Raw genomic sequence first — 21,105 nt, 5'->3', positions numbered from 1 at the left:
CTAGAGCCTGTCCGGCGGATCTTGTGACCGTCCGACGATGGGATCGTTGTTCTCGTCGTGGGGCGGGGAGATTTGACGAACGACGAGTGGATGCGGCTTGAGCCGCATCTGCCGAAGTCCGGCGCCCGGGGCGGACGCTGGTGCGACCACCGGTTGATGATCAACGGGATCTTGTTCAGGGTCCGCACCGGAGTGCCGTGGCGTGACCTGCCCGAGCGTTTCGGGAGCTGGAAGACCGTCTACGAGCGGCATCGGCGCTGGTCCGCGGACGGCACCTGGGACAGGATCCTGCAAGCGGTCTTGGCGGATGCCGATGCCCACGGCCGGGTGGACTGGAGCATGGTCAGCGTCGACTCGACCTCGTGCCGGGCCCACCAGCACGCGGCCGGAGCCCCGCGGAGAACACCGCGAGTCCCGAAAAAAGATCAACGCCTCGGCAGCACCGCCCCGACGAAGGACTCGGACGCTCCCGGGGCGGCCTGACCTGCAAAATCCACCTCGCCGGCGAGGGCGGACGCCGACCGCTGGCACTGCTGATCACTCCCGGCCAGTGGGGCGACAGTCCACAGCTGATCCCGGTACTCGAACGGATCCGGGTCAAGCGGCCAGGCGGCGGGCACCCCCGCACCCGCCCCGAACACCTCGGCGGCGACAAGGCCTACAGCTCCCGCCGGAACCGCCGCTACCTGCGCAGACGCCAGATCAAGCACACCATCCCCGAACCGAAGGACCAACGGGCCAACCGCCGACGCCGAGGCAGTCGAGGTGGCAGACCAGCCGGATTCGACAAGGAGATGTACAAGCGCCGCAACGAGGTCGAGCGCACGATCAACCAGCTCAAGCGCTCCAGGGCCGTCGCGACCCGATACGACAAGCGCGCCTACGTCTTCACCGGCACCGTCACCCTCGCCTCGATCCGCCTGTGGCTCAAGCCCTGACCAGCTGGTTCCGTCAGCTGGCTTCCAGTTCTTCGGCCCGCCGTTCGAGTTCCACCGCGATGTCATCCCAGTCTGGACCGTGCAGCCAGAGGTGCTGCGCGGCCTCCCGCAGAAGCACCGGCTGGTCCGGCCGTTGCAGCAGCACGAGCCGATAGGCGAGGTTGCGAATCCGCACCGGGAGCTGGCCGTCGACCAGGTTCGGGCAGAGCTCCCGCAGCATCGAGAGGATCGCGTCCGCATCAGCGAAGGTCAGCTCTTCGATGAAGTAGTGCTCGTCGTGCTCTCGACCGCACGCCGGTGTCGGGCGGTACTCATCTCCGTAAAGACACCGGGCGTGCTCGGTCAGCGTGCTGTGCATGAGCTGCACCCTACGACGTCATGATCCGCCGGACAGGCCCTAGCCAGCCTGACAGGCGGGGCAGTCGAAGCGCCTGTGGTCCAGTTGAATAGGCACATGGGAAGCGACCAGGTCCAGAGGCCCGCATCGCGACGATGGCGCCTACGCGGTACCACGGGAAGTCGCTCGTACTCCGGCAGAGAGGCCAGAGAGTTGTTGGGTCATCGCCTGGACTGGGCGAGCCAGGAGACCTGGTTCGAGGATGAGACGGGCCAGCTGCTCGCAGTGATCACCAACGGCACACGCGCGATGGTGATGTTGATGCACGGAGACGGGGACCCCGGTGAGCACCTGATCGACCCCCGCGGAGAGGGACGCTCTGGCGGGTTTCTGCTGGCAAACGGACAGGTCGACACTTACGCCGACCGCGACACCGTCGCCTTCGGCGTAGCCGGCCAGGCCGTGGAGCATCTCATCGACCATGACGTATGGCCTGATGATGTGACCGTTGAGGATGACTGCGGAACGTGAACGACGCGCTGTGGGCTCGGGCACAGGCGCGGAGCCCACCGCCTTCGGTGGAACCTCAGCCTTCAGCAGAAACCGGCCGCCCAAGCCCCGCGGCAACACCATCACCCTAGCCACCCCGAAGATCATCCTCAGCGGGATGGGCAGCAACTTCTAATGTGCTGGCCGCGATGTCGATCCGACGGGACCACCTGTGCGGCGCGGGACGAGTGGTCAGTGGTGCGGTCGCTGCGGCAGGGGTCGGATCGAGGCCGCCGGCCGGGAAAGTGCCTCCCGTAGCTGATGGTTCTCCAAGAGCAACTGATTGACGATCCGGACCAGCCCGTGGACGTCAGCACGCAGCTGGGTGAGCTCCTTGGCGTCCTTGGCCCGTAGCTCCTTCAGTTTCACGAACTGTCGTCGCAGGCGGGCTTCGCTGTCCGGCATCCGGCCGCGCTCGCGGACCCGCTCGTAGAACTGGTTCTTCAGGTCCAGGTGCCGCTGGGTCAGCGCGTGCGCGGGACTCCGGTTTCCTGGGCAAGGGCGACGATCCGCAATTGTGCACGACTTCGGGCAGCACTTGGCGATCAAGGATGCCACGAATGTTCATCGGATTTGACAGCAGGTCCGTGTCACGCGCCCTGGCTGAATGACGCTTCAGCCGCAATGATGATCTCCTGGGCATGCTGATTCTCGGGGGCGATCTCCGCGACCGTGTGGCGTGCCTGCTCGGTTCGGCTCGTCTCGCAGAGCCGCCGGACGAGGCAGTAGAGGGCGTCGCGGTCACCGTCTTCGGCGCGCTCGCGGAGCATTGTTTCCATCCCTCGCGAGCGAAGTGACCTGTTCAGTCGCCTGCGTGCGTGGACGTCAGTGCGGGCCAGCTCCGAGAGTTCGGTCAGACGATCGGCGCGGGCGAGCAGGTCCATGTGCCACAGATGGTTGTCGTGGGCGTAGTGGTCGGTGGAGTAGCACTCAGCGTGGGCACTCACCAGGCTGACGGCCGCGTCCCAATCACCCGACTGCTCCGCTTGCTGTGCCTGCTCAGACCATTCCATCGGACGAGTATCGCCCAGCCCTGGTCGGCAATAGTCGATCACGTTGGGGACCCCGTGGGGCAGAGCCTGATGCTCAGCTGGCGTGGCCCTCGGCTCGGGCTCGGGTGGTGGCGAGGCGGTAGGAGTCGGTGCAGACGGTCCCCGCCTGGATCCCCTTGGGACCGTCGTTGATTGTGAACTCGACGCGCTGGCCACTTTCCAGCCGCTGTCCGCTCAACGCTGTGTGGTGGACGAACAAATCCGTGCCCTCATTCGTGAGCACCTGGTTGGCATCCACCGTGATCCAACCGAAGCCCTTCTCTGCGTCGTACCACACGCCGACGCATGGCCGCAGCTCGACTCCAGCCCCTGATCGGTACCCGACCCGAGCATTGCTCGGAACCTGTGGATCGGTGCCGGGAAGAACGCGGAGGGCTTCCCGGCCGAGCATTGGGTCCACCTTCGGACCACGAACCCGATCGAGTCGACGTTTTCCACGGTCAAGCTGCGGACGAAAGTCACACGCGGCGCCTGCAGTCCGGCTGAAGTTCTGGCGATGGTGTTCAAGCTCGTCGAGTCCGCCCAGGCCCGTTGGCGCGCGATGACGGGAGCCCACCTCGTCGCACTGGTCCGCTCGGGCGCCCGTTTCGAGAACGGCGTCCTCGTCGAACGATCCGAGGCAGCTGCGTGCCTTCACCTGGCAGGGCCCCGTCGGGGACCATCGGGTGCGGCCTCAGGGTGGGAGACTTACGTCGGAACTCCTGGCCAAGAGGACACGCGGGAACTCAGATGACCAAGACGCACGTCGCCCTGGAAGCGGTCGAAATCGCCCTTGCTGCGATCGAGGACGAGATCACGGCGCACGCACCACGCCCGGGCGCCGCCCCCGTGAATCTGCAGCAGCTCAGGACCTTCCGTTCCAATCTGCAGACCCTGCGAGATCAGCTCATGTCGGGAAGGGTGCCGCCAAGAGGCCAACGTCTGACCGGCATGGGCCGAATGATCACCGACTCGTGGCCCTTCGACAGCCAACTCGGGCAAACCCTCTTGAACGCCGAGCAACACTACCTGGACCTCTGACGCCGCTTCGACGTTGATCCACAAGTCTTGACTATTGGATGGGGGCGCCAGCATTGACCACGACCGAGGTCGACGTAGCAGGTGGAGTCGCCGCGTGCAGTGAGTCCGCGCAGCTTGTGAATGTCGCCTTCGACCAGGTCGATCTGGTTGGTCACCGCATCGTGGAAGCTGATCCGCGAGTGCCGCTCTTCTTACTCCCGGTCTGGCACCAGCCGCGGGTAGACACTGGACTGTCCGTGCCGAGGGCACTGCCAGTCCAGGAAGGTGCTCTGGTCGAAGGTCTCCTGGTTGCCTTCGTAGACGACTTCCCACAGGTCCGGATGGTAGGGGTGGAAAGTGACCGGCTCCTCTGCTGCCATCCCCGTGTCCGCGACCGAGATGTACGGGAAGTGGTGTCGGGCAGCGGCAGTCCGCGGGTCCGTCCCGCCGCGCACGGCGACGGCCGGGTTCACCCACACCCGTGCGATGGCGTCCACGGTGCCTTCCAGGGCAATGAACTGGTGGTCATGCAACCATGCCAGCCCGGCCCGCAGCTGGTCGGGTGGCGCTTCATCCCGGGCGCCGTCGAGACGGAACAGTACCGCCGCGTCCCCGGTCATCCTCGCGGCAATCAGGCGGAGCAGGTGTCCGGGCAGGTGGTCCGACTCCCGTCGGCGCAGCCGCCTTCCGCTCTGGCGGCGTTCGGCGTACAGGCGTGAGCGGGAGAGGAGGTCGGCTGCCATCAGGCCAGGGCCCTCGATGACGGAAGGCCCGCACGTGCAGGCGGCAGCAGGAACGCGCATGGCCGTGGCCGTAAGGCCGCAGCGACGCAAGGTCCGTTGTGCCTCGCCGCTGGGTCACTCGAACGTGTCCGCGCGGAGTGTCCAGGTCGAGGCCGTGTGTGGATGGACCGCCTCAAGCGTCACAGTGGAGGGGTTGTCCGAGTTCCTGCTCGGCGCTGGACGGCGGGCCGCCTCCGGAGCGCTCGGTCCTGCGGCCCTTGCTGCCCGGGTTCAGGGTGCGCGGGTCGATCGCCTCGGCCGGGGCGCCGGTGGCGTAGAGGCCGTCGGGGTGCGGTGTCGCGGTCGTGCGGCCCCTACCGCCCGCAGACCAACGGGAAGGTTGAGCGCTTCCACCGCACCCTGGCCGACGAGTGAGCGTACCTGCGCCCCTACACGTCCAACCAGGAACGAACGGACGCACTACCCGACTTGCTCCACCGCTACAACTACCACCGCTGCCACACCGCCCTGGGAGGTCAGACCCCCATCAGCCGAGTCAACAACGCTGCGGATCAATACATCTAGGGCCTGGTCCGCGGCCACTCAGGTCTAGCGGATCAGGAGACCACTGACCCGGTGCCAGAGCTCGACCGCCAGCAGCACGCCGACTACTACGCGCTGACGGGCGCCGCCACCACCTGCAGCACCTGGGCCGTCGTCTACATCGCGGCTGGTCGTCGTCCGAGATGCTGTGGCCGCCAAACCGTGACCGCGCGAGCATCATCCGTTGCGGGGCCGCGGGAGATGATGGTCACGACAGGAGGTGCCATGCAGCCGAGCGAAGGTCAGGACCCGGATCCGGCAGGGCCAGTCGATCCATTGCCGCCGTACTCGCCCCACGAATGGTGGACACCACCTCCCCCGCACATGTGGCGGCCTCCCAAGCCGCAGGTACAGGTCCCGCCAACCGTCGGCGGACTCGCTCTTCTCGGAGCGGCGATCTGCGTCTTCGCGTCGGCCATCGAGATCATGGGAATGCAGGAGCGGACCGCGACGTGGGTGCTTGCGCTGCCGTGGGCGGGGCTGTTCGTCGGCGCCCTGACAGCTCTGATCACTGGGCAAAGGCTCGCTGACCGAGGCCGGTCGCCGTGGCCAGGAATCGGAACAGGCGCCGCGCTCTTCTCTCTCGCACTGGTCGCCTCCTGGGTGGCCATGGAGATAGTGGCCACGAGCCGCTGATGTTGCGGACAATTCCGGCCGCCCGCCGGATCGTTTGAGGGTTGGGCGCCCGCCGGCCCAGTGGGCGCGCCAACTGCTCGCCGAGCCAGACCCTTTCGCCGAGGAACAGCGGTCAGCGTGAACGTTCGGGGCTCGGTTCACGCGCCTGGTCAGCGGTTGCGTCGCACATTCCAGTGCGAGCGGGCGACGACGACGGCCGTGACGATGACAGTGAAGACCGCGTATCCGCGACTGGGTGCCGGGGTGAGTGCGATGACTGCGGCCGACGGCCATGTCCGCCCGCAGCGTCTTGACGGCGACGGCGCACCCGAGCCGGATGCCGTGACCGATGCAGACCTCGGCCATGCCGCCGTGTCCGAGAACGCCGCCCAGCTCGTGAACCGGCCGCAGAGGCGACGCGCCCCGGGCGACAGTCTGGATGGGCAATAGCGGCGCTGGAACGGGCCCGGCGGGCGATCAACGCGATGCGCGAGGAGATGCGCGCCGACCTCGGCGTCGGCGTCACCTCTCGGGATTGACCGGACCCTTCGCACCGGCGCTGTCCCGACGCACCACAGGGCCCATCTCCGGCACTACGCTCAGGGCCCGGAGGTGGGCGATGTTCGGTGGTCATCGCAGGTTGCTGCGCGACGGTGAGACGGCCCGGGCGGTAGTGACCTCGGCGGAGCGGCACGGCGGGCAGATCGACGCCAACGGCGGCGCGCCGGTCTGGTACCGGCTCGGCCTTCGGGTGCACTACCCGGACGGCACCACGGCGGACGCCTCCTGCAAGGTCGGCGGCCAACTGCGCAGCACCGCGCTGCTCTTCTCGGTGGGGGACATCGTCCCCGTCCGTCACGACGGCGCCAGTCCCGGCAAGGTGGTCGTGGACGAGCCCGCCCTGGAGTCGGAGCGGGACGCCGAGCGCCGGGCCCTCGACGAAGCCGCCGTCCAGCGCGCCGAACGCCGCCTGGCCGGGCTGCCCGACGTCGATCCCGCCGCGCTACCCACGGACGACCAGCTCCTCACCGCACTCCGCGCCTGGCGCGAACGGTCCGCCCGGGCCAAGCAGGCCAAGGCCGCCCACCGTCGGGCGGTCTCGGATGACCTGCCCAAGGGCGAGATCCTGCGCCTGCTCCACACTGCGACGACGCGCACCGCGGAGGAGAGGACCGCGCACCAGAAGTTCCAGAACCTGCACCGGCTCCGTCCCGACTGGACCTCTCCCCCCGAGGACCGCCCGCACTGAAGCTTTACCCTGTCGGTGATCTTGATGGCCGCGGCCAGCTGGCCGCTGCTGCCGGATCAGCCCACCGGTTTGCCCGTATCCTCGCCCGCCGGTCTGCCGGTGGAAGCGTGCGGGTTTCTCCGCACGGTGGACGCGGGGAGACCCGGGTCGGGGCGGAGGTGGGTCACACAGGGGTGGCGGAGGTGGAAAGCACGTGGAACAGCGGCCCGGCCCAGGTTGCGTCTCTCGTCGCCCAGCCATAGTCGGCGACCCTGGACGATCGCCGGAGGATTCAGCGAACGTCCAAGCGTCGCGCGCCGCATGCCGCAGTCGACAGCACAATGCCGTGCGAGTTGGTCCGCCCCATCCCAGGCTGCTGGCGCGGGGCCTGGTCAGGGCCCCGACGGCGGCGCGGCCGGGGCAGTCCGGACTCGAATGAGCCTCAGCCGATGCGGTGCGCCGGTTCGATGGGTGGATCAGAAGGGGCGTTGGTCGGCGGGGATCTGTACGACGATCGTGGCGCATTTGTCGGCGGGAGTGGCGCCTTGCCGACTGGCCCAGGGCTCGTCGGAACGCATCCAGGCCGGCAGGCCAGCCGGTAGGTCGCCCTCGGGGATGGTGCCGAGATCACCCGGGGCGAGGCTGGTGCCATAGGGCACCAGTGGGACGGTCTGGTCGGGGTGGGTGAGGGCCTGGTGGAGGGCGGTCAGGCCGGTGTTCCAGTTGGCCAGCATCTGGGCCATGAGCTGGGCGGGGTCCTGGCCTTGGGCGGCGGCGCTGTCGGGGTAGGTGGGGTGGAGGATGTGCTGGTAGGCAGGTGTCTCCATCCCGTACACGGCTGAAAGGCACGTCATTTCACAGACCGGCTGGTGGCTACCTCGGACAACCTTCAGCTTCTGCTCCAGTGGACAGCCGGAAGCATCCGCTACCTTTTTGACCAATGTGACACGCCTGCTGTCAAGCACCTTCCGGTGCTGTGAGTTGGCATGGTCCTGGGGATGCGTCTGAGTCACTGAAGCTAGTCGGCCTTGCGTCCCTGGCCGCCCAGGAGCGCCGCAACCTGGCCGCCGTCGCCCAGTTCCGGGCCCGTGAAGGCCATCCGGAAGCGCCTCACAACAACAAGGAGGAGATCGTGCTGGACTGAGGCAGCACCGAGCTGGACGGCCTCGGCCTCTTCCTCGCCAACAGCAGCAACAGGAGGGCGCTCATCCCCGCCGAAGGCGCCCAGCGGTTTGACCGAGCTCGGCATGCGGTGACAGTAGGGCCGTGGGCGCGGGCGGAGCGGCCCGCACCCCAACGAGCGCGTCGACCCGGGTCAAGGCTGTCACAAAGGTCTTCAGGCGCCGGTTGTGACGGTGCCTTGTGACACCCGTGCGAGGGTGCGGCGCGACACCGGAGCAGGTTCCCCTCCGGCTCCCCGCCCACCTGGTCAAGCAGGTGCGGTCCGCGTGCCGGCACACCTCGACGGAGTCGATCGGCCTGCTGCGGGATTGCCACGCCTCGAGCAGCGCAGCGGCTTCAACGCTCCCCGTGGTGGACGTCGGCGATCTCCCGGACGGCGGCAGCGACGGCCGGGGCGTCCTTCTTCAGGATCGCGCCGTGATTGCTGGCGACCTTCGTGGCCTGGATGTTCGCGTTGCGGTCGGTGACGGCGTCGAGGCTGGTGCGGATCTGCTCCTGCTCGTCGCCCTTGCTGCCGAAGGACGCGCCCGAGGCGACCACGAAGCGGGTCGGGACGGCGATGCGGTCCAGCACAGGACCCAGAACACGCTCGCGGGAGAGCCGGCCGAGCTCGATGTTGCTCTCCGCCTGCTCGGCCGCGCTCATCCGCGGGGTGATGCCGGTGGGGCGCAGCAGCGGGGTGAACCAGCCCATGCGCTTGAACAGCTTGCGGATGCGTTCCTCCATCGCGTCGTCGAGCCAGTCGTAGGGGTAGGCGCCGTCGACCAGGACCGTGCCCAGGGCGCGTTGGGGGTTGCGCTCGGCCCAGTGCGCGGCGACCAGTGCCCCGTAGGACCAGCCCACCACCAGCGCTCGGTCCACGCCGCGTGCTGCGAGGACGGCGTCGACATCGCGGACGGCGGCTTCGAAGGAGTAGTCCTTCGAGCGCAGGGACTTGCGGCCGCGGGCCCGCTCGTCGAAGGTGATGTGCCGCCACTGCTCGGTGCCCAGGCCGGCGATGACGCGTCGCCAGTAGCCCTGGGTGGCGAACTGGCCGTTGAGGTAGACCACCGGGATGCCTGTGCCGCCGGTGTCCGTGACGTGCAGGGCGGTGTCGTCGACCGGGACCATGCCGGTCCACGGTGCGACGGTCTTCGTCGTGCTGATGTTCGCCATGGGATTCCCCTGAGTTGTGTCGGTCGTGCTGAACCAGTGGTCTGGGCCGTGCCCGGTGCCCCTTTGGGGCGGGCGGCCGGGCCGTTGATGGGCGCGCGATGAGCATCGCGACCGCGGTGGGCCCGGCCAACAGTCCTGGTGGTGCTCTGGGAGAGTCGGTCAGAGGCTGCGGGCGGTGATGTCGCCGTGGGCGGTGGTGGCGCGGATGTCGAGCCCGGCGGTGCCGTCGTTCCTCAGCGCGTTACTGACGCGGCCGTGGCCGGTGCCGGCGTCCAGGGAGGCGGAGACGCCGGCGGCGGCGCCGACCTCGATGTCGCCCCTCTGGGTGCGGAGCACCACCGCGCCCTGGCGGGCCTCGGTGATCCGGATGTCGCCTCGGTTCGTGCTGATCTCCGCGGGGCCGTTCAGCCGGCCAACCTCGATGTCGCCATCGACCGCAGCCAGGCGCAGGCTCGCCACCTCGTCCATCTTGATCTGGTGGTACGCGCCGTCGAAGACGACGTCGCCCAGGCGCCCGACGGCCCGGAACTCGGTGCTGGCCCCCTTGGCCTCGACGCGGGAACCGGCCGGCAGCTGCACGGTGACCTCCAACGCGCCGGAGGGACCGAAGGTCTGGTACTTCGGGTCCGCGGTGCGGATCCGCAGGACGCCGTCCGCGTAGGCGACGACCGCCTGCTCCGCCGCCCTCACGTCGCGGCTCTTGGAGGCGTTCGCGGGGCGGACCTCGACCGCGGTCGAGGCGCGGTCGGCGGCGATGACCTGGATGCGCCCGCAGGGGATGTCCAGGATGGTGGTGATCGCGGCCGGGGTGTCGAACTTCTGCATCGTGCTCTCCTGTACTCGCCCATTGTTTCCGATGAGTGAAAAGCTACGTTGCGTTCGCGAATCACGCAACACGAAAGTTGCACGCGACACCATTCAGTGCAGGTAGACGCCCATATTTCGTTGCACTGGGCCTGAATCTAATGCAACGAAGAGAGTCGATCTCGTTGCATTGAGCATGGGTGAAAGCTATGCCGCGACACACGGAGCCCCGATAGGGAGACCACAGCACCCGGAGGCAACAGCCACGCGACGGCAAAGATCGCGGTGGGCGTGCTGAGCGCCCCGCCTTCGCCGAGATCGCCCGGCACTTCGGCGGAGTCGATCGACCTACAGCGGGACCGGCGCAACCAGTGGCCCTCGGACTGCCGCCCCGGGACCTGAGCACCGAACGCAAGGCCAAGGCAGCGGCCGACTACCAGGAACCGGCCAAGAAGGTAACCATCACCAGGCAGACCTGGTCCGCCGCCATCGAACGGCTCATCAACGCCGCACCCACGCTGCTGCAGCACACTCGCGAAGCCACCGAACCGGCGAGAACCCCGCGACGCCGCCCCGCGCCGAGGAGTGGTGCAGGCCGGCCTACTCTGGGTGCTGCGAGGCCCCGTCACCCCCCGTGGACGGGGCCTCCCCAGCACTAACGATCACGAACCGACAGCCCGCTCCAGCCCCTGAATGGCGACCCTGTGCACCAGACCGTCAGGCCGCGGGCAGCGACGGATCCGGTGTCCACGGCTTCGGTGCCGTGACTGCCCAGCGCTCGTGGTCGCGCCACTGTCCGTCGATGTAGAGGTAGTCGGGGGACACACCCTCGAAGTGGAACCCGAGCCGCTGCACCACCGCCAGGGACGCCTTGTTCCCCGGCTGGATGCACGCCTCCAGGCGGTGCAGCCGCAGTTCGGTGAACGCGTACCCCATGGCGGCGGTGATCCCTTCGGTGATGTAGCCCTGGCCGGCCGACGGGGCGAAGGCCGCGTACCCGAGGGACGCGCCCTGGTACCGGCCCCGGATCACCGAGTTGATGTTCACCGACCCGGCGGCCACGCCGGTCTCCCGCACCCGGATCAAGAACCCCAGATTGCTGCCGTCCTCGAACCGCCGCATCCAGACCCGGAACTCCTCCGGAGTCGAGGGCAACTGCATCCACGGGTGGTGCAGTTCGGCACTCACCCGCACGAGCGCACAGAACTCCTCCTCGTCGGCGAGGGTGAGTGGACTCAGTTCGACCCGCAGTGCCGTGGAAGCCATGAAGCCACGGTAGACCTTCCCCGTACCAAGGGCCCCACAAGTCCCAGGATCCGCGCCCGCTCCGGCGGCCGACCGCTCGGCCGTCGTCCTGGCGCTCGCCGCCGCACCGGAGCCGACCGAGGGTACTACCCGAACACCCCTGAGCCCCACCCCTCCCACGCCCGGGCCTCGACGGCCGGCCTCAGCTTCCTGCCTGGGCGTCAAAGTCATCGTGCGCAGTCCGCCACAGCCGCCAACATGCCGGACGACTCTCTGGATGAGACGCCCGGCGGCCCGGCAGAATCGGTGGTATGCCGGGTTCGGGCCGGGCCGGCGCGCGCGGGATGATGGCGGCCATGGACGCCTCCACCACCACGCCAACCGCGGCGGCGATGCTGCCGGTGACCGCCCCGGTGCCGTTCGGCACGAAGGACGCGCTCAAGCAGCTCAAGCCGCTCTTCGCGGCGGAGCAACGCCGAGCTCGCGTGTTCTCGCGGACGAAGGAGTGGAACGCCGAGGGCCTGCCGAGGCGGGAGGCGACGGCCGGGTCGCCTCGTACGCGCACCGCGCGCAGCTGCGCGAGAATGGGCAGCTGCTGGACTGTCTCGACGCGGTGATCATGCTCGAGGTCCGCGCCGAACTTAGCGCCCACGGCTGGGACAGGAACTGGCCGGCGGCGCCGGCGGAGGCGATGCTGCCCGGCCGGTGGCCCGGGTCGCGGGACCGCGGCTCCCCGGAGAAGGTCCCGGTCCGGCTCCCCACCCGCCTGATCGAGCAAGTGCGGTCCGCGTACTGGCACACCTCCGCGGAAGCCATCGGGCTGCTGCGGAACTGGCACGACCCGATGGCCGCTCGCACTGCCGCCGAGGGACCTGCGCAGACCGAACCGGGCCCGTTCACCCAGCGCCGCCTGTAGCCGCCTCCTCGCGTCGAGCCGTACGCCACGACTGCTCTTGGGCGAATCCCGGTGTCTACTGGATGCTCCACCGGTGCGGATGCTCCGGCCTCGCGGGGCAGCTGAAGACGTTCAGCAGCCCGTACCGGCCGAAGGCCAGCTGGGCGGGGCGGGGGTACCGTAGGTGCTCGGGGAGGCGACCGTCCTCGACCGGCATCCAGCTGATGCAGCCGTCCCATTCCCCGCTGTCCAAGGTCATCAGCAAGGCCATGGGCGCGCCGCAGACCGAGCAGGTCATGGCATGCGGGTCGGTGCTGTGCCAGGAAGCGAAGCCACCGACACGGTAGCCGGGCGGGATCGACAGGTCGTGCTGATAAGTGAGCACGTCGGCGTCCGGGTCCTTGTCCGCCTTTCGCTCCTGCTTCTCCTCCCAGGCGTCGATCTTGGACTGCAGGCGCGCGGGCAGCGTCCCGACGTAGGGATAGGTGGTCACCTGCTCGGGGTGCAGCACGCACGGCTCGGGCACCGCGCCCTCGAAGCCGACCAGCAGCGGCTCCGGTGCGGCGCCCAGCGGCTCGCGGACCTGGTCGGATCGACGCCAGATCATGTGCAGGGCGAGGCCGTAACCGCTCGGACCATGGGCCTCGAACGGGCACCAGAGCACTTGCAGCAGATCGCAGCACTCCGGTCCGGCCGGGAGGCCCGGCACGTCCCGCTGATACAGCTGAACCAGGCCGATCAGCGGGACCGGGTGGGTGTCCGCGAGGTCGGGCACGCGGTGCTTTCGCTCCAACTCCTTGAGCAGAACCCGTTCCTCGTCCGTCGGGCCCGGGGCCACGTCGCGGGCCCAGGCCTGTGCGAGCAACTGCCGCCGGTGGCGGATGTCCGCGATCCGGTACCCGCGCCCTCGTCGGTGCGGCTCGGTGCACATCGGCCACGGTTCGTCCACGGGCCAGAGCAGCGGGCCGCCGATCGAGCTGACCGACCGGTCCGGGCTCCCGGCCCGCGGGTGTAGCCGAGTCGTGACGCCACGGTAGCCGGCCAGCTTCGGGAAGAGCCCTTCGACATCCAGCGGTCGGGGCGGCGTCGTCCTGGTCATGGCCGTGACCATAGATCACAGTGCTGACCCATCCTCGTCCGGGACTATCGAAGCCGCGAAAGGACGGCGCGCTCGCCCTGACAGCACCTCATTCCGAGCCACACCAGAATCAGGCATACCGGTTCAGAATATCCTCTCAGGCCGCCCCGCCCCTGCCCTCCCTACCCGCTCACTCCCCAAGGTCGGGCAGGCGCAGGGCGCTCAGAGGGGGACGTCAGCGCCTGAACCTCGGTCACCAGCGGCCCTGATCAGCAAGACTGCGCCGTGATGCGGGCCCGAAGCGCAGCCCACGGGGCAACCCACGGCCTACCTCACGGGGCAGCCCACGGGGTAGCCCACCCGGTCTGAAGGTCGAGGCCCACGTTCTTCTGTTCAGGTCGGCAGTTCGTGAACGGGGCTCGTCAGTCATCTCGCGCCAGACCCGGCCTGCTGCGAGTGGACGCGAGGATCTGAGGCCAGGTCGGCGGGGCGCCTGGAGGAACACCGTGATGAACCGCGCAGGCTGAGCCTGGTTCTGGTCAGAAGTCGGTGTGCTCGTATTCGACGCTCGCCAGCCAGCCGGTCAGCCCGGCCAGGTGGTCGCGGGTGAGGCCGTGTGCCAGCCATTCGTCCTGGCGGTCGAGCCGGAGGAAGCCCTTGCCCGCGAACGCTCGCCGCAAGTAGTCGGTGAAGCTCAGGAAGTGTTCCTCCTCACGGACGAGCGGATCGGCGCCTGTGTACGGAAGCCAGACGGAGTACGGGGCCCCGCCGCTGATGTTCGCCTTGTGGAGATAGTCGGCCGCGATCATCAGTTCCAGCGGGCCGGCGATTTCCGGGTGCAGGTCTGCGGACTCGTCCTGCCACTCGTCGACCGAGAACCACGCGGTGGGGAGGTCCAGGACCTCCAGCGGGTCGGCGACGGCAAGTTGTTCCGGCACGCCGGGCGGGAAGGGGGCGTTCCACGCGTCCCGCGGGACGAGGTCGATTGTTCCGACGATGCGCCAGTAGGCGGCCAGGGCCGGTGGCGCCGGGGTGCCTGTGATCTGTTCCAGGTGCCTCAGGTGCTCTTCGACGTCCGAAGCAGGTCCCGGCAGGGCCTGGTCCAGGGTGACCGGCCAGCCGCGGGCTATGAGGGCGGCGGTGAGGTTGTGGGCGTTCCGTCGGACACGCTCCATGGTCATGGCGGCCACCTGCTCGGCCTCGGCGCGCTGCGGGCCGTCCAGGTGTTCGACAGTGCCGAGCTCGCGCCAAACGCCCTGGTGGTCCCCGTTCGCATAGCGTGCAACGAGATCCCCCGCCTGCCACCACTGCCGGCGTACAGGTCGAGGCTGCGTCGAACGCGCCGCTCCGGCTGCGTCCAGCGCCGGGCCAGTGACAGCAGGATCGGCGTACTTGAGCACCTGGCGGGCCTGCCCGCCCAGGTCTTCGTGGTCGCGGAGGCCGACGCAGAGGTCAAGCCAGCGGCGATCCCGGGACACGAGGTCGCGGAGATCGGCGGAGTGCCATTCGGGACCGGACGCGCGGAGCATTCGTGGTGACAGGAGGCTGAGAGCTTCGGCGGCAGCGATCTGCCCGGGTGAGGCAGTCAGGCACTCGGGGGCGAACAGGTGGCTGACGTTGTCCCAGGCCGTCCCCTCGTCCGTGAACATGACCTTCAGGGCCATGAACCGGCCGAGGTGCTCGTGGTCGTGGATGCCCTTCCGCAACGCGTCGCGGGCCTCGACGGTCCCGATCTCGAACAGTGCATGGGCAGCAGCCACCGCGATCGGATGGACCGGGCACTGCTCCCACAGCGCGATCAATGTCGGGACGGACGGCTCGTAGCGCAGCCTCCCGAGGGTACGGATCAGGTCAGAAGCCGCCCCTCCGCCGGCAACGCTGCGGACGGCGGAGATGCTGACATCCTGGTAAGCCCTCGCTTCGTCCGCAGTCAGACTGCTCCACTGCTCGATGCTGACGCGCGCCCTGCTCCCGAGGTCCGGCCACGCGGCGAGAGCCTCCAGAAGGGACTCCAATACTCGCGCACCGGTGATCTCAGCTGTGCTTGTGTTCTCCACCACGCGCGCAGTATGCCACCTCGCCAAATATCGAGGGCGGAGGGCAGTTGGACGTGGATGGCGTTCGAGCACGGGAACTGCCTGGCACCACCGTGCCGGCGGCGCCCTGGCAGGAGCGGGACGGCCTGGAACGCGGCCGCCTCCCCACTGGCGGTTCTACCTCCTTCGAGTTGTTCGTCACGTGTCGCCTGGGCGCGTGACGATCATGCCCGCTACGTTCGTTCACAGTTCACAGAGCCTTCGGGTCGCCGCACGGCCGGTGAACTCCTTCCAAACCGGACCTGTGTGAACGCTTCTGGAGCGGGCCCGGCGGGCCGACCCGACGAGGTCGCGAGTGGTGTCGGTTGCTGCTCCTAGGGTGTCCCCGTGAATGTGGACGATCTTCAATGGCAGGTCGGCACCCTTGGCGGCGTGCTGCCGCGGCTCGTGGACGAGATCCGCGACCGCGGTGGCCTGGAGGCTTTGGTCCAGGCGGCGCGGGAGCGTGAGGACTGGTTCTGCGCTGCGGGTGCGGCGCGGGGGCTGTGCGCGGCCGGGGACTTCGGGCGGGCCTGGGCGGTGGTGGAGCCGTTCGCGGCTACCCGTTGGCAGCCGGCGGTACGGGTGGGGGCGGACGTGCTGGTGCGGTGGGGCCGCGTCGACCGGGCGCTGGAGCTGGCGCGCCCCGAGGGGCCGCAGGAGAACGCGGTCGGCGCGTCGCGGGACTATGCCGTGGTGCTGGCCCGGGCCGGGCGGGTGCAGGAGGCGATCGGCGCACTCGGCCCGCACCTGCGCAGCGGACGGGTGCTGGCGGCCCTGGTGGAAATGACCCAAGGCCAGGGGTGCGACGAGCGGGTGCTGGAGCTGCTGGCCCCGATTGCCGAGGAGTTCCGGCGCGATCCGGAGCAGTCCGGCGTCCGCGATCTGTGGGACGTCTTGCCGGCGCAGGCCCGGGTTCTGGAACGGTCCGGCCGCGTGGACGAGGCGATCCGGCTACTCGGTGCGGACGTGGCCGAACGCCGGTACGGGCCGCAGAACAACGTGCAATTCTATGCGGAGTTGTTGGCCCGCCACGAGCGGATCGAGGAGCTGCGCGAGCTCGCCGACACCCAGAGGTACGGTGCCGTGGTTCCGTACGTGAGGGCGTTGGAAAGCGCAGAACAGGCCGATAAGGCAGAGACCTATCTGCGCGATCTCATTGCCGCCGGGAATCCGGGCTGGCATGAGAACACGCTGATGGAACTGCTCATCCGCCAGGGGAGGTTCGACGACGCCATCAAGGCGGTGGAGCACACGTTCGACGACCTCTACGACGGGAACCTCCTCCAAGGGGCCCTGATCCTCCTTGCCGATCACGGCCAGCACAGCAAGGCGATCGGACTCACAGAAGGACGCAGCCCCGAGTTCCTCGCGGAGAACGAGGCGTACTGGCTTCGCTCCAACCGGTGGTGGCTGATGGGAGAGTCCGGACGCGCCCGGGAAGCGATCGCGGAGATCGAGGCCCTACCGGCCGGCGAGGTGGACGACCGCGAGCTGACCATCGCGTGGCTGCTCGCCCAGGAGGCGCGCGTCGAGGAGGCCATCGCCCTCCTGCGCTCCCTGCCCGGCACAAGGGCCGCAACCGCCCTGGCCGAACTGCTCATCCGCCAGAACCGCTTCACCGAAGCCATCGCCGCCATCCCAGACGTGAACGCCCAGCGGGAGGAGGCCCGGCACCTGCGAATGAACGGGGAGCAAGCCCTCACCCCCGGCGCCGACCACATCGGCAACGACCCATGGCCAGCCCCGAATACCGCACGTCAGGAATGAGGCCAGTCCCGATATCCAACTGCTGACGAATAGGCAGGGCTGGAGCGCGGAGATCACGAATCGCGGTCAGAGCCATTTTGGCTCTGCCCGAAAGTCCGGGAACCCTTGTAGGTTCTTCCGGACCCGCGAGGACGGGTCCCTGGCGGAGACGAAGGACTGATCGTGGCTGACGAACGACTGGATGCCGAGTGGCTCCGTGACTGGTGTGGGCAAGCGGCTGCGTCGGTCGCGAAGCTGGCGCAGTCGTTCCATGCACAGCACGGCTTCGAGCCTGGCGACAGCACTGTCGTACTCGCAACGCAGGAGAGCCACGACGCGGCAGATGCGCTGGTAGAGCTAACTCCGATCCCTTCGGACCTGACCACGATGTACTGGGTGATCAGCGAGGTCTCCTTCCCCGATCTGGAGAACGGCTGCTTCGTGCATCCGGCATCGCTGGTTGCGGACCACTTCCGCGAGTACGGCGCTGTCCAGATCGACGGCGAAGAGCCCGCCGTGGTCTTCGCCAGCGACGGCGGCGGCCATCTGTTCGCGCTGGGAGACTCAGGGCGGGTCTGGAAGTCGACGACCGCCTCGTGGTTCGACCAGTTCGACCTCGCCGCGGACAGCCTGCAGGAGTTCTTCGAAGGGATCTCGCGACAAATCAACAGTCAGCTCTGAACGGCCCAGTGGTTGCCGCGCGCGTGGGCGACGAACACCGGGTCGAGCTCGACGTGGTAGCGCCGCCCGCAGTGAGCCAGAAGATTGTTGCCCGTTTCGTGGGGATCCGTCAGCTGCCGCGCGCGGCTCTGGGCACGTCGGAGCGGCCGTGGGACCATCGCCTGTGGGCTTTGACAAAAAGCAGACCCGGGGTCTCGCGCTGATCTTCTTCGGGCCGTGGGTCGGGATGCTGCTTTCCTGGTGCGGCATCATCGCGCTGTCCGTGCTGAGCGGCGTGTGGCCGGACAACCGCATTCCGCAGGTCCTCCTCGCGGCCTGGGTGCTGGCAGCAGCGGTGACGGGGGCACGCATGTGGCGGCGGAACGAGCCGGAAGAATGGTGGATCCGGATCGCGCTGGCCCCCCTTGGGGCGCCGTTGTGGGCAGGCGCCCGCTGCTGGCACGCCTGGAAAGCCCTGAGGCGCGGACGATCCTGGCCAGCCGCGGATCAGCCAGTGGGGTGAACCGCACCATCTCACCGCTCGCGGCCAGTTCCTTCGTCAGGACCGCGTAGTAGTAGTCGAAGTGCGCTGCGATGTCGCCGGGCGCCCAGCCGTCCATCGGCTCCTCGAACACACCACCGTCGTGGTTGACCAGCAGCAGGAACCTGGGCATCTGCTCTCCTTGATCGTCAGCGCGCCCAGTGTGGCGCACTCGCTCCATCAACGGAGCCATCACGCGGTTCTCTACATCGCCCGGACAAAATCTTCGAGTCGCGTTCAACCATGTGGCGAACGGCGAGCATGCCAGTCCAGTTTTCGCTGATCCTCATCAGCCGCCGGGGACGTTCGAGGCGGCCCGCTGCTACTCGGAGATCGTCACCCCGATCCACCTGCGCAGCCGCTACGAGATCGCCGCGATGCTGTCCGGCTGGGAGGTGTGCGCTCCGGGGCTCGTGCCCATCCCCGACTGGCATCCCGACCGCGCAGGAGCTGACCAGCTGCCGCGCTGGCACGGCCTGGCAGCTGTGGGAGTCAAGCCCAGCCAGCCCTGACTGGGCCAGCAATCCGATCCGGCGCGGAGCCCGATCACCAGGAAGCCGGGTCAGGTGGGGTTCACAGTCGCCACAGCGCCCCGGGCCAGCGGCCGTCCGACATCTGGTTTACCAGCTTCGCCACACGGTCGGCTTGCGCAGGATCAACTTGCCCGCCACTCAGGTAGGACGACTTGGACGACCTGCGTGGATCCATCAACACGGATCGACCCACTCCGATCCATGTTGATTGTGTATTCAAACGGTGATCATCCGCTGTAGCCTGTGCGCCCACTGAAAGATCATCGAAAGGGCGCTTCTCCTTGATCCAGACTCCGGCCAAGCCCGACCTGCGCACTCGCTGGGACAGGCTCACCCGTCCGAAGAAGATCGCGACAGGGGCAGCCGCAGCGATCTTCATCCCGTCGTTCCTGGTCGGCACAGGCCAGGGTCTCGGTCAGGCCGTGACCGGCTACAAGCAGCCCACCCCCACCGTCACAGTCACGGTGACCGCGACGGTGCACACTACCGTCACGGTCACAGCGGCCCCGCGCCCGACCCTCAGCAAGAAACCGGCGAAGCCCACCCCCAAGCCGTCTCCCACCGTGTCCGCCGCGAGCGCCACCGCTGCGAGCACGAGCGCATCGGACAGCAGCGGAACCACGGCGAGCAACGGCTACCCGGTCCTCCTGTCACCGAGCGGCCGCTACTACCATGCCGGCGAGTTCTGTCCTCACGCCGACGACGGCGTGACCACCGTCGACTCCGGTGGCACTCCCATCACCTGCTCCGACGTCAACGGATACTTCCGCTGGCACTACTGACAAACGGCCGCCTCGGCGCGAACCGTCAGGTGAGCCAAGAGGGCAATCCGTGGCGGGCCGGTGGCGGTTGCGGAGGGCACTCTCGTCATGAAACCAAGTGCTCCCTCGAGCCCCGCGTCGAGCGAGCCCTTGTCGAGCTCGGCTGCACGACCGGGGTCTGGCCGTATCGGCTCCAGGTCCTGGCTCGCGGCGGAGTCATCGACTGCCCGGCCTCGTCCTCGAAGACGATCCAGGCCCCACGCTCCGCCGCGATGCTCTTGCCCGTGGCCAGGTTTCCTTCTTCCATACCTCTACTGTGACTTCCCGTGATCGAATCCGAGAGTGAGATCAGCGAAGATCTGGTCCGGGACCTGCTGCGGGACCAGCATCCGGACCTGGCCGAGCTGCCCATCCGCGAGGTGTCAGGCGGCTGGGGCAACCAGATGTGGCGCCTCGGCGACGAGTTGGCCGTCCGGATGCAGCGGATGGACAGCGGTCCCGACCTGCAGCTCAAGGAGCGGCGCTGGCTGCCGGTGCTGGCCCCACGCCTGCCGCTGCCGATTCCAACTCCGGTGCGAAGCGGTGCACCGTCCAAGCGCTTCCCCAAGATCTGGACCGTCATGACATGGGTCGAGGGCACGCCGCTGGACCACGGCTCGATCACCCGGGGCGACCACGCTGCCGACATCCTGGCGGCCTTCCTGATGGCGCTGCATGTGGAGGCGCCCGCCGACGCGCCGGACTCCTCGGACCGCGGCGGCCACCCCAAGCAGTGCACGGGCGGCTTCGAGCACTTCCTGAAGGCCGTGGACCTCGGCAGCTTCGCCGAGCACGACATTCGGGCCGTGTGGGATGACGCGGTCGCGGCTCCCGTGTGGCGGGGCCCGCGGCTGTGGGTCCACGGCGACCTCCATCCCGCGAACGTGGTTGTCGGTGACGGCACCCTGGCGGGGGTCGTCGACTTCGGGGACCTCTTTGCCGGTGACCCGGCCTGGGACCTCGCGGCCGCCTGGCTGCTGCTCCCAGCGGGAGGAGCCTCGCGGTTCTTCGACAGCTACGCCCGGGCGGACGAGGCCGCGGTCCGACGGGCGCGTGGGCTTGCCGCCATGAAGAGCTTGTTCTTGATGCTGATGGGTCAGAACGGGGACCGCGGACTGCCTGGCGGAAAACCGAAGTGGGGGCCCGTAGGCCGGTCGGCACTCGATCGTGTCCTGGCGGGCCTTTGACGGGCGGCCAAGGTCGACCTGCTCCGAGATCGAACACGGGGTCGAACCGGCGTCGTGAGGAGGATGAGCCGGTCAACCGTGGCGATCTCTTGAAGTCGATTGTGCTGACGGTCGCCAGCGGTCGTGGGGACAGTGTTGTCAATGCGGCACCCTCGGGG

25 protein-coding genes and 4 pseudogenes are annotated in these 21,105 nt (G+C 68.5%); 15 read left to right on the top strand and 14 right to left on the bottom strand.

What is annotated here, in order from left to right; all coding sequences use genetic code 11:
- Positions 1-57 precede the first annotated feature (57 nt).
- Positions 58-938 (top strand): IS5 family transposase gene (locus tag BMY61_RS44190; RefSeq protein WP_143094382.1). Its coding sequence is split into 2 segments (ribosomal slippage): positions 58-418 and positions 418-938, totalling 882 coding nucleotides; the frame shifts between segments, so codons are not numbered across the junction.
- Positions 939-951: 13 nt separating this feature from the next.
- On the opposite strand, the gene BMY61_RS16530 is transcribed toward BMY61_RS44190, so the two are convergent.
- Positions 952-1,296, bottom strand: coding sequence for a hypothetical protein (locus BMY61_RS16530; protein ID WP_075003936.1), 345 nt, complete (start codon positions 1,294-1,296; stop codon positions 952-954).
- Between the two features lie 96 nt (positions 1,297-1,392).
- On the opposite strand from BMY61_RS16530, the gene BMY61_RS16525 reads away from it, so the two are divergent.
- Complete coding sequence (locus tag BMY61_RS16525; protein ID WP_143094381.1) at positions 1,393-1,806, top strand: hypothetical protein; 414 nt, start codon at positions 1,393-1,395, stop codon at positions 1,804-1,806.
- 210 nt (positions 1,807-2,016) lie between these two features.
- On the opposite strand, the gene BMY61_RS16520 is transcribed toward BMY61_RS16525, so the two are convergent.
- From BMY61_RS16520 to BMY61_RS16510, 3 genes are all read right to left on the bottom strand, one after another.
- Positions 2,017-2,382, bottom strand: coding sequence for a hypothetical protein (locus tag BMY61_RS16520; protein WP_082014751.1), 366 nt, complete (start codon positions 2,380-2,382; stop codon positions 2,017-2,019).
- 32 nt (positions 2,383-2,414) lie between these two features.
- Entirely contained in the window at positions 2,415-2,837 is a 423-nt protein-coding gene (locus BMY61_RS16515; protein WP_042442922.1) for a hypothetical protein, read from the bottom strand.
- A gap of 73 nt (positions 2,838-2,910) precedes the next feature.
- Positions 2,911-3,171 carry a cold-shock protein gene (locus BMY61_RS16510; RefSeq protein ID WP_042443061.1) on the bottom strand — a complete coding sequence of 87 codons (261 nt, stop codon included), beginning with the start codon at positions 3,169-3,171 and terminating at the stop codon, positions 2,911-2,913.
- A gap of 81 nt (positions 3,172-3,252) precedes the next feature.
- On the opposite strand from BMY61_RS16510, the pseudogene BMY61_RS47700 reads away from it, so the two are divergent.
- Positions 3,253-3,609: pseudogene (locus tag BMY61_RS47700) on the top strand (hypothetical protein); the annotation flags it as partial.
- Entirely contained in the window at positions 3,606-3,896 is a 291-nt protein-coding gene (locus BMY61_RS16500) for a hypothetical protein (RefSeq protein ID WP_042442920.1), read from the top strand. The pseudogene BMY61_RS47700 and the gene BMY61_RS16500, both read left to right, overlap by 4 nt.
- A 191-nt stretch (positions 3,897-4,087) precedes the next feature.
- On the opposite strand, the gene BMY61_RS16495 is transcribed toward BMY61_RS16500, so the two are convergent.
- Together BMY61_RS16495 and BMY61_RS47695 are read right to left on the bottom strand one after the other, a co-directional pair.
- Complete coding sequence (locus BMY61_RS16495; protein WP_075003931.1) at positions 4,088-4,618, bottom strand: hypothetical protein; 531 nt, start codon at positions 4,616-4,618, stop codon at positions 4,088-4,090.
- A 172-nt stretch (positions 4,619-4,790) separates the two neighbouring features.
- Positions 4,791-4,968 (bottom strand): annotated as a pseudogene (locus BMY61_RS47695) (DUF6009 family protein); the annotation flags it as partial.
- On the opposite strand from BMY61_RS47695, the pseudogene BMY61_RS16490 reads away from it, so the two are divergent.
- The 3 genes and pseudogenes from BMY61_RS16490 to BMY61_RS16480 form a co-directional block, all read left to right on the top strand.
- Positions 4,958-5,182, top strand: a pseudogene (locus BMY61_RS16490) (integrase core domain-containing protein); the annotation flags it as partial. The pseudogenes BMY61_RS47695 and BMY61_RS16490 sit on opposite strands and share 11 nt — an antisense overlap.
- An 852-nt stretch (positions 5,183-6,034) precedes the next feature.
- Complete coding sequence (locus BMY61_RS46250; protein ID WP_169791832.1) at positions 6,035-6,265, top strand: hypothetical protein; 231 nt, start codon at positions 6,035-6,037, stop codon at positions 6,263-6,265.
- Positions 6,266-6,434: 169 nt separating this feature from the next.
- Entirely contained in the window at positions 6,435-7,064 is a 630-nt protein-coding gene (locus BMY61_RS16480) for a DUF3592 domain-containing protein (protein WP_042442915.1), read from the top strand.
- A 455-nt stretch (positions 7,065-7,519) separates the two neighbouring features.
- Here BMY61_RS16480 and BMY61_RS16475 read toward each other — a convergent pair whose 3' ends face one another.
- The 5 genes from BMY61_RS16475 to BMY61_RS16460 form a co-directional block, all read right to left on the bottom strand.
- Positions 7,520-7,870 carry a hypothetical protein gene (locus BMY61_RS16475; protein ID WP_143094380.1) on the bottom strand — a complete coding sequence of 117 codons (351 nt, stop codon included), beginning with the start codon at positions 7,868-7,870 and terminating at the stop codon, positions 7,520-7,522.
- A 191-nt stretch (positions 7,871-8,061) separates the two neighbouring features.
- Positions 8,062-8,292 carry a hypothetical protein gene (locus BMY61_RS45000; RefSeq protein WP_143094379.1) on the bottom strand — a complete coding sequence of 77 codons (231 nt, stop codon included), beginning with the start codon at positions 8,290-8,292 and terminating at the stop codon, positions 8,062-8,064.
- Positions 8,293-8,561: 269 nt separating this feature from the next.
- On the bottom strand, positions 8,562-9,380 hold the full coding sequence (locus BMY61_RS16470; RefSeq protein ID WP_042442913.1) for an alpha/beta hydrolase: 819 nt from the start codon (positions 9,378-9,380) through the stop codon (positions 8,562-8,564).
- A 159-nt stretch (positions 9,381-9,539) separates the two neighbouring features.
- Positions 9,540-10,205 carry a DUF4097 family beta strand repeat-containing protein gene (locus tag BMY61_RS16465; protein WP_042442911.1) on the bottom strand — a complete coding sequence of 222 codons (666 nt, stop codon included), beginning with the start codon at positions 10,203-10,205 and terminating at the stop codon, positions 9,540-9,542.
- A gap of 696 nt (positions 10,206-10,901) precedes the next feature.
- Complete coding sequence (locus tag BMY61_RS16460) at positions 10,902-11,450, bottom strand: GNAT family N-acetyltransferase (protein ID WP_042442909.1); 549 nt, start codon at positions 11,448-11,450, stop codon at positions 10,902-10,904.
- Between the two features lie 290 nt (positions 11,451-11,740).
- Here BMY61_RS16460 and BMY61_RS16455 point away from each other — a divergent pair, with 290 nt between their 5' ends.
- Together BMY61_RS16455 and BMY61_RS16450 are read left to right on the top strand one after the other, a co-directional pair.
- The gene (locus BMY61_RS16455) at positions 11,741-12,046 is read left to right on the top strand and encodes a hypothetical protein (RefSeq protein ID WP_052438348.1); all 306 of its coding nucleotides are present in this window, start codon (positions 11,741-11,743) and stop codon (positions 12,044-12,046) included.
- Between the two features lie 2 nt (positions 12,047-12,048).
- Entirely contained in the window at positions 12,049-12,345 is a 297-nt protein-coding gene (locus tag BMY61_RS16450) for a hypothetical protein (RefSeq protein ID WP_177240382.1), read from the top strand.
- A 55-nt stretch (positions 12,346-12,400) separates the two neighbouring features.
- Here the strand turns inward: BMY61_RS16450 and BMY61_RS16445 are convergent, their stop codons facing one another.
- Together BMY61_RS16445 and BMY61_RS16440 are read right to left on the bottom strand one after the other, a co-directional pair.
- Complete coding sequence (locus BMY61_RS16445) at positions 12,401-13,423, bottom strand: hypothetical protein (RefSeq protein ID WP_042443056.1); 1,023 nt, start codon at positions 13,421-13,423, stop codon at positions 12,401-12,403.
- A 518-nt stretch (positions 13,424-13,941) separates the two neighbouring features.
- Complete coding sequence (locus tag BMY61_RS16440; RefSeq protein WP_075003929.1) at positions 13,942-15,462, bottom strand: hypothetical protein; 1,521 nt, start codon at positions 15,460-15,462, stop codon at positions 13,942-13,944.
- A gap of 363 nt (positions 15,463-15,825) precedes the next feature.
- Between BMY61_RS16440 and BMY61_RS16435 the strand changes: the two genes are divergently transcribed.
- The 5 genes from BMY61_RS16435 to BMY61_RS16415 all read left to right on the top strand — a co-directional run bounded on the left by BMY61_RS16435 (position 15,826) and on the right by BMY61_RS16415 (position 19,742).
- A complete protein-coding gene (locus tag BMY61_RS16435) occupies positions 15,826-17,247 on the top strand; it encodes a tetratricopeptide repeat protein (protein ID WP_143094378.1) in 1,422 nt (473 codons plus the stop codon).
- Positions 17,248-17,409: 162 nt separating this feature from the next.
- The gene (locus tag BMY61_RS16430) at positions 17,410-17,907 is read left to right on the top strand and encodes a hypothetical protein (protein ID WP_236655863.1); all 498 of its coding nucleotides are present in this window, start codon (positions 17,410-17,412) and stop codon (positions 17,905-17,907) included.
- Positions 17,908-18,070: 163 nt separating this feature from the next.
- Positions 18,071-18,409, top strand: a complete 339-nt coding sequence (locus tag BMY61_RS46245) for a hypothetical protein (RefSeq protein WP_042442904.1) — start codon at positions 18,071-18,073, stop codon at positions 18,407-18,409.
- Between the two features lie 263 nt (positions 18,410-18,672).
- Positions 18,673-18,939 (top strand): SAM-dependent methyltransferase, encoded by a 267-nt coding sequence (locus BMY61_RS16420; RefSeq protein WP_042442903.1) that lies wholly within the window; start codon positions 18,673-18,675, stop codon positions 18,937-18,939.
- A gap of 302 nt (positions 18,940-19,241) precedes the next feature.
- Positions 19,242-19,742 (top strand): hypothetical protein, encoded by a 501-nt coding sequence (locus BMY61_RS16415; RefSeq protein WP_052438345.1) that lies wholly within the window; start codon positions 19,242-19,244, stop codon positions 19,740-19,742.
- A gap of 142 nt (positions 19,743-19,884) precedes the next feature.
- On the opposite strand, the pseudogene BMY61_RS48810 reads toward BMY61_RS16415, so the two are convergent.
- A pseudogene (locus BMY61_RS48810) lies at positions 19,885-20,028 on the bottom strand (IS630 family transposase); the annotation flags it as partial.
- A 19-nt stretch (positions 20,029-20,047) separates the two neighbouring features.
- On the opposite strand from BMY61_RS48810, the gene BMY61_RS16405 reads away from it, so the two are divergent.
- Complete coding sequence (locus BMY61_RS16405; RefSeq protein ID WP_042442899.1) at positions 20,048-20,947, top strand: phosphotransferase; 900 nt, start codon at positions 20,048-20,050, stop codon at positions 20,945-20,947.
- Positions 20,948-21,105 lie beyond the last annotated feature (158 nt).

The sequence above is a fragment of the Streptacidiphilus jiangxiensis genome, from assembly GCF_900109465.1.
GTDB lineage: Bacteria > Actinomycetota > Actinomycetes > Streptomycetales > Streptomycetaceae > Streptacidiphilus > Streptacidiphilus jiangxiensis.
Note: the sequence above shows the minus strand (reverse complement) of the source record. Positions and strands in the feature narration are given on the sequence as shown.

What these genes read in the sequence shown, in the direction of transcription:
- BMY61_RS16525 (WP_143094381.1), top strand. Translation starts at nt 1,393, where the DNA reads ATGGGAAGCGACCAGGTCCAGAGGCCCGCATCGCGACGATGGCGCCTA.
- BMY61_RS16465 (WP_042442911.1), bottom strand. Translation starts at nt 10,205, where the DNA reads ATGCAGAAGTTCGACACCCCGGCCGCGATCACCACCATCCTGGACATC.
- BMY61_RS16500 (WP_042442920.1), top strand. Translation starts at nt 3,606, where the DNA reads ATGACCAAGACGCACGTCGCCCTGGAAGCGGTCGAAATCGCCCTTGCT.
- BMY61_RS16480 (WP_042442915.1), top strand. Translation starts at nt 6,435, where the DNA reads ATGTTCGGTGGTCATCGCAGGTTGCTGCGCGACGGTGAGACGGCCCGG.
- BMY61_RS45000 (WP_143094379.1), bottom strand. Translation starts at nt 8,292, where the DNA reads ATGCCGAGCTCGGTCAAACCGCTGGGCGCCTTCGGCGGGGATGAGCGC.
- BMY61_RS16530 (WP_075003936.1), bottom strand. Translation starts at nt 1,296, where the DNA reads ATGCACAGCACGCTGACCGAGCACGCCCGGTGTCTTTACGGAGATGAG.
- BMY61_RS16515 (WP_042442922.1), bottom strand. Translation starts at nt 2,837, where the DNA reads ATGGAATGGTCTGAGCAGGCACAGCAAGCGGAGCAGTCGGGTGATTGG.
- BMY61_RS16455 (WP_052438348.1), top strand. Translation starts at nt 11,741, where the DNA reads ATGCCGGGTTCGGGCCGGGCCGGCGCGCGCGGGATGATGGCGGCCATG.
- BMY61_RS16460 (WP_042442909.1), bottom strand. Translation starts at nt 11,450, where the DNA reads ATGGCTTCCACGGCACTGCGGGTCGAACTGAGTCCACTCACCCTCGCC.
- BMY61_RS16445 (WP_042443056.1), bottom strand. Translation starts at nt 13,423, where the DNA reads ATGACCAGGACGACGCCGCCCCGACCGCTGGATGTCGAAGGGCTCTTC.
- BMY61_RS16495 (WP_075003931.1), bottom strand. Translation starts at nt 4,618, where the DNA reads ATGGCAGCCGACCTCCTCTCCCGCTCACGCCTGTACGCCGAACGCCGC.
- BMY61_RS16450 (WP_177240382.1), top strand. Translation starts at nt 12,049, where the DNA reads ATGCTCGAGGTCCGCGCCGAACTTAGCGCCCACGGCTGGGACAGGAAC.
- BMY61_RS16470 (WP_042442913.1), bottom strand. Translation starts at nt 9,380, where the DNA reads ATGGCGAACATCAGCACGACGAAGACCGTCGCACCGTGGACCGGCATG.
- BMY61_RS16475 (WP_143094380.1), bottom strand. Translation starts at nt 7,870, where the DNA reads ATGGAGACACCTGCCTACCAGCACATCCTCCACCCCACCTACCCCGAC.